The organism is Pedobacter sp., from assembly GCF_035317785.1.
Taxonomy (GTDB): domain Bacteria; phylum Bacteroidota; class Bacteroidia; order Sphingobacteriales; family Sphingobacteriaceae; genus Pedobacter.
Genome location: NZ_DATHGC010000239.1, coordinates 1 through 2139 on the forward strand (window position 1 = coordinate 1; position 2139 = coordinate 2139).

Annotated in this window: 2 protein-coding genes; both read right to left on the minus strand. The window is 45.5% G+C overall.

Features of this window, described 5'->3' with window-relative positions; all coding sequences use genetic code 11:
• The coding region (locus VK541_RS14535; protein ID WP_324371041.1) for a TolC family protein at positions 1 to 1008 on the minus strand (1008 nt) is incomplete at its 3' end.
• Positions 1009 to 1099: 91 nt separating this feature from the next.
• Complete coding sequence (locus VK541_RS14540; RefSeq protein WP_324371042.1) at positions 1100 to 1939, minus strand: chromate resistance protein ChrB domain-containing protein; 840 nt, start codon at positions 1937 to 1939, stop codon at positions 1100 to 1102.
• Positions 1940 to 2139: the final 200 nt, after the last annotated feature.

The window sequence follows — 2139 nt, forward strand, 5'->3', positions numbered from 1 at the left end:
GATCTGCGCGCCCACTCCGTAATTATACCGCTGAAAGCGCCAGCCGTCACTGGAATTGACCGAACCATCTGCACCAATGCCTGAACCTCTTCCATAACCGGTGCTCCACAAAGTCAAATGTGGCAGTATGCTTTTCTTTAAGGATTTTAAAGCCAGCTCATTCGCAGTAATGTTAGCCTTTCCCAATTGCACCTCCGGGTGATCGGCTGTTGAAGTGTCAGTCAAAGCAACGACCGGAAGATTGTTGAAGAGCGAAGAATCCACAGGCAGACCATCCGGTAATTTACCGCCGACCAGTTCTTTAAGGGCGATCAATGTGGAATCCCTTTGCCTTTCAAAAGCGATCAGCTGCATTTCTGCCCTCGTATATTCGGAATGAAAAGAGGAAGAATCGGTTCCCGGCCTTAACCCGCTAACGACTAAAGTTTGTGCCTGCTTTGAGTTAAAAGCCGATTTATCAATATTGGACTGATAAACTTTGATCAGATCACTGACCAGCAAATAATTTAACCAGGCACCAATCACATAGACTTGATGCTGAAATAACGTTAAGTTCTCATCCGCCTGGCCATATTGCAGCCGGCCTTTAGCCAGATCAATTTCGGCACCACGCTGGCCAAAAGTGATGGGTTCCCATTGCAGGTTGAGCGCTGCGGCGCTGCCCGGTACACCGCTGTAATCATTGCCCTTGCTTGGGGGCCCGCTGATCGGGGTGATATATTGTGGGTAGATCATACCGGTGATATTATTCGCAGTTGCGTAATCTACCTGGTAAGAAGCATTCAGCGATGGGATCAAACCATTCTGTTTATACTTCACCGCATATTGCAGGGCCTGTGTTTGCAGTTTCTTGGCTTTGATCAGGGGGTAATTGGCCGCTGCGGTCCGGAGCAGGGAATCAAGGTATGGCTTACCTTGCGCGTAACTTCGTTCCGGCAGCAAAAAACAAAGGAGCATACCTGCAAGCAGACTGATCTTTGAATGGACGGGTAAAATGGAATATTTCATAGCTGGAAATCCAGTGGTGTATTTGTAAGCGCAATGCTATGGTATTTCCGCGCCACAAAATAGAACGGATTTTACCTGAGTAGAACCCGCTTTACTTTTTGGCCAGATTTTTTTTGTATTCGGAGGCTTTCATATCCATTTGTTTCTTAAAGATCCGGTTAAAATGGCTCTGGTCGGAAAATCCGGTCAGGTAAGCGATCTCAGTTAGGGAGTAATCGGTCGTTTCCATCAGGTGCATGGCTTTTTCTATCCGCATCTTACGGATATAATCGCCAAAGGATAAATTCTCAAAATATTTGGAAAACTCCCGTGACAGGTAGGCCGGGTTGATCTTTAGTTCGTCTGACACTTGCTGCAGGCTCAGGGACATATTGGTATCAATCTGGTCCTGGATCATTTCTTTGATCTCCCTGGCCCATACCGGCGCTTTTTTGGAACCCTGCTGTTTCAGGTATTTATTAAAAACCTCCAGTAAAAGGTATTCCACCGGTTCCTGGATATGTTTTTGCTCATACAGGTATTTGGCCCAGGTGTATAAACCGTCATAAACTTTCATGCCCAGTTCCAGCAGTTCATGGTCATCCGGGATATTTTTGGATAGCCCTAAAAAGATAGCTGACAGGCCCGATGCCTGCGGGGCGAAATCATGCCGGTCGGTATCCGCGCCACGAACAATGGCCGCTATACGGTCAAGCGCTACATCTTTGAGCTTATGTTTCTTGATAAAATAATCAAAGCTGCACTGATCGTCGTAATGGGTGTATTCCACGCCAGGAAGATCAAAGGGAACGGCATTTAAAACTGCTGCCTGCTCAATTACCTGGTCTACGGGTACATAAATGATTTCCGCCTCCGGATCAATGAAGCGTTTGATCAGCCAGGGACAGGCGATGCGGTCAATTTTGGGATGTTCACGGGTGATCCATTTCATACTGTTCAAATTTAAAAATCTAAAGCTGTATTTATGATATGGGGTATATTGATAGTTCCCAAATCACTACAGCAGATGGGCGGGCCATAAATACGTACAAAATCTGTAGAAAATCTGAATTTAAAGCCATTAAAAACAATAGTTTAATTAACGATAGCTTACGAAGTAAAAATAACCGGAAACAGCTGCTCTTTACTATC

Bases quoted from the DNA above. Each gene is read 5' to 3' on its own strand.
- VK541_RS14540 (WP_324371042.1), bottom strand. From the start codon at position 1,939: ATGAAATGGATCACCCGTGAACATCCCAAAATTGACCGCATCGCCTGT.